This window comes from Gemella sp. (assembly GCF_057272915.1).
Genome location: NZ_DBHIUF010000039.1, coordinates 1 through 4000 on the forward strand (window position 1 = coordinate 1; position 4000 = coordinate 4000).

Genomic DNA, 4000 nt, shown 5'->3' on the forward strand with positions numbered 1-4000 from the left:
GTAACTGCATCGATTGCTGGTTGTTTATCTAATTTCACAACTTTCTCTACAGGAATTGTATCTTTAGACCCATCTTTATAAGTTACTTCTAAGTTTTCTCCTTTTTGAACAACAGTATCCACTACTTTTGCAACATCAGCTTTTTCTACTGCTGTTCCTTTTTTAGCTTCTAAATTCTTATCTTCATTTTTCTTAGAGTATTCTAAAGGAATATTTTCCTTAATCTTATCTAATTCAGCCGGTGGAATATTAGCGATATCTGTTACCACTGTCTTATCAGCATCAGCTAATTCTCTAAGATCATATTTCTTCGTTTGAGATTTTAATACGATACTAAATGCCCCTGGGTCAGTTGCGTATGAACCACCTTGAGCAACATTACGGATTTCTTTCCCATCTGTATCCACTGCAGTCGCATAACGAGTTACTAGACGATATTCATCATTATCCCCTTTAGGGAATCTCTCGGCTTTAAGTCCTGGTGTATCTTTAGTTACTTTACCGCTAATTTTCACAATTGCAGGATTTTCAGCTGTTGCCGTTGTTTCTGCAGTAATTGGCGTTAAAGTCATATCATATTCGTTATCTAAAACATTTGGATTAGCTGCAGTAGGACTTAAAGTTTGATTTCCACCTCTGTTAACTGTTGCTGATTTAATCTTACCTAAATCATCTGTATATTTAATATCGATATCGATATCTTCATTAGCATAAATATAGACATCTTTTTTACCATTTGCAGTTGTAGAGTAAGGAATTGTTACTGTTGGCGCTTCATTTTTACGAACGATTAATTTATATGTGTAATCAGCAGATTCTTTACCTTGACTGTCTGAAACTTTATAAACAATATTATATTCTCCAGCTTCTGATGTATCGACTGTTGTAACATTAGTATCGCCATTGATTGAAACGATTCTTGCTCGCCCTTTTTCTCCAAGAGTTGCATTCTGATCATCTTCATGATCCGTTGCTTTTACAAGAGCTAATAACTCATCTTTAGTAATACGATCGTCTGTAGTGATTTCTTTTTCATTTTGATTCTCTACAACAGGAGACACTACTGGTGCTTCGTTAGTAACAGGATACTGCGTTTTACCTAAGTAAGTCCCTTTTGTTGCTCCACCATTATGAGGAATAACTTTTAAGTTCACCCCTTCTTTAACAGGTTCTGTTAATGTTAAAGTAACTGTATCATAGAAAGGTCCTTTTACAGTCTCTTTAATTGTTGCTTTACTTGCATTTCCACCTGCCATCACTAAACTTCCATCATCTTCACGTTTAATATCAAGCTGTGTTTCTTTGTTATTATCTTTATTCGTATAGAAGAAGTATGTGAATCCAGCATCATGAGGTACAGTAATAGTTACTTCTTTTGCTCCTGCTACAACGCTCTTACCGTCTTTTGCAGCTGCTGATGGCTTAATTTCTGAAGGTCCGATAGATACAACTACATCTGTCTTTTCACTATCAATTCCATTTGCAGTTTGAATTACTTCTACTATATTTTTAGGTGCATAGAATGTTCTTGCCGCTGTACTTGCTCCAAGTAACGCTTCGTTACTGTTAAGTCCTTTATCTAAAGGTAGTTTCCAAGTACCATCAGTTCCAACTTGTGTTGTTTTTTCTGAGATAACTTGTGTTCCTTCTGGATTTTTTATAGTAACTTTTACAGTTGCTCCAGCTGTACCAGTTCCTGATAATTCTTCATCTGTTGATAAAACTGTATTTCTAGCTTTAGGATTTCCAGTTACCACTGGTGCTGGTCCACTCTTGATTAACTTCCCTTTAGAAATTGTATCTGTAGATCCATCTTTATATGTAACAACAATATTTTCTCCAGAATCGGCTACAGTGTCAACTACACTAAGAGCATTATCAAGTAAAGTTCCTTTTTTACTTTCTAATTGTGCATCATCATTGTTCTTTGAGTATTCAACCTTAAGCCCATTTTTAATATTCGCTAATTCTTCCACTGTTAATTGTGTTGCATTAGCTACTGAAATTTTATTATCACTTGATAAATTTACCACATCATATTTATACGTTTGAGGTTTAACGATAACATTAAATGAACCTGGGTCAGTATTAACAGCTGCTCCTGCCGCCTTATTTTCAATAAAATTACCCGCTTCGTCTGTCGCAGTTACAAAACGCCAACCTAATGTAAGCCCAGTAGTTTTGGCTTTTTCTAACTGTTCTGCGTTCAGTTCTCCTCCTGGTACACCTGTATAATGAATTACTGCTGGATTAGATTCTGAAGCTTCTGTTTTAGTTGTAAATTCATTGACAGTGTAACCATATTGAGCATTTAACTTACCTGGTTCTCCTGTTACTGCAGTAAAGTCTTGATTCCCACCTCTTTTAACTGTGGCACTAGCAATAAATCCTGAATTATCTTTAATTTTAATATCAAAACCTGTAGACTCTGCACCATAAACGTAGACATCTTTACCATTTGAAAATGGAATCTCTGCCGTTGGTTTTTCTGTATCAGTTGCTTCTGTTCTAAGCACATTATCTTTATCTAACGCTTTACCATTACGTGAATCATGAGATCCTGTGTTTTCGATTGAATTAGATTCTGATTTTTTCTCAGTGTTTTCTGCTTTTTTACCTACAGTTGGTTGTCCGTTGGTAGTGTCTACTTCTGGAGTTTCTTTTTTCTCTACAGGTTTTGCTTTTAATTTAGTGTTAGCTGTAGTTACTAATTTGCTGTAAGCTTTTGTAAGTTCATCTTGTGTTGTTGCGTTAGCTAATGTAGTTTTTGCAGCTTCTAGATCTGCTTTTAATACTGCTACAGATTCTTCTGTTTTACTGTCGTATGTTCCATTAGCAAGTTTTGCTTCGATTTCTGCGATGTAGTTTTCTAGTTTAGTTTTGTCTAAAGCTTTAACTTCTTTTGCAGTTTCTCCACCTAATTTTGCCGCTACTGCATTAGCTACATCTTCTTTAGTAGTTTCTTTTGCTACTGGTTGTGCTGTAGCTACTGGTGTTGCTGCAACGCCTTCTGAAGCATTAGGATTTGTTGTGTTGTCAGATGTCGTGTTATTTGATACTTCTTCACTCGCCTGCGCCACTGCTCCAGCACCAAAGAAGATACTCGCACCAATCACTACCGATGCTGTACCTACTTTGAATTTCTTGATAGAATAAGACTCTACCTTAGTTCCTTCTTTCTTATTTTTTAAATATTGATTATTTTTTCCTACCAAAATTATCCCTCCTAATAAATATTATTAATATTTTTACATTTTGTTTAAAGAAAAATTACAGATTATAAATTCTTTTATATGCATGCTCACATATTTTAATAATTTACAAAAACTATTCTAACAGATACTAGTAATTACGTCTACTAAAAAAGCTTTGTTTTCCCAAAGAAAAACAAGCCCAATTCTTTAAATTCTATTTATTTTCACTATAAGCTATAATCAAAAGTAACACAAACACTTTTAAACAAAACGTTTGGAGCTACCAGATATATTCTTAAGATGAAATATTTTAATAAAAATAATTTTTCTAAATAATACAAATAACTCCTTTTAATTTAATACAGTTTATCAGCATAAAACCAACACACCTCTCTCAAACCTTTATATAGAGGTGTTTTCAAAAAAAAAAAAAAAAAAACGAAAAATATAACACAGCTCATTTAATTATAAAGAAAAACAATTTTAACAAAAAATATAAATAGTGTGTACATATTTTTTTAAAATAACTACACATTTTATTAAAGTGATTTCTTATATCCCCTTTATTTTCTGAAAATTTTCACTTATCCATATCAAAGCATTTATAATTTATTCTAAAGCATATTGTAATATCCACTTCATCTTCTTAACACTATAATAATCATACAAATCCAAAAATCACAGTTCCCCATTTATCAAGTATGAAAATAGACAGACATCTCACTAGCACACTATAAAAAAGACCTGATAAAATGGGTCTATAATAAATACGGTTGATAATAAATATCAGCCGTATTTAAATTTAT

At 33.1% G+C, this 4000-nt stretch carries 1 protein-coding gene; it reads right to left on the reverse strand.

The window, feature by feature from the left end:
• A partial coding sequence (locus ACO6OL_RS08600) for a YSIRK-type signal peptide-containing protein (RefSeq protein ID WP_485502832.1) occupies positions 1-3215 on the reverse strand: 3215 nt, incomplete at its 3' end.
• Positions 3216-4000: the final 785 nt, after the last annotated feature.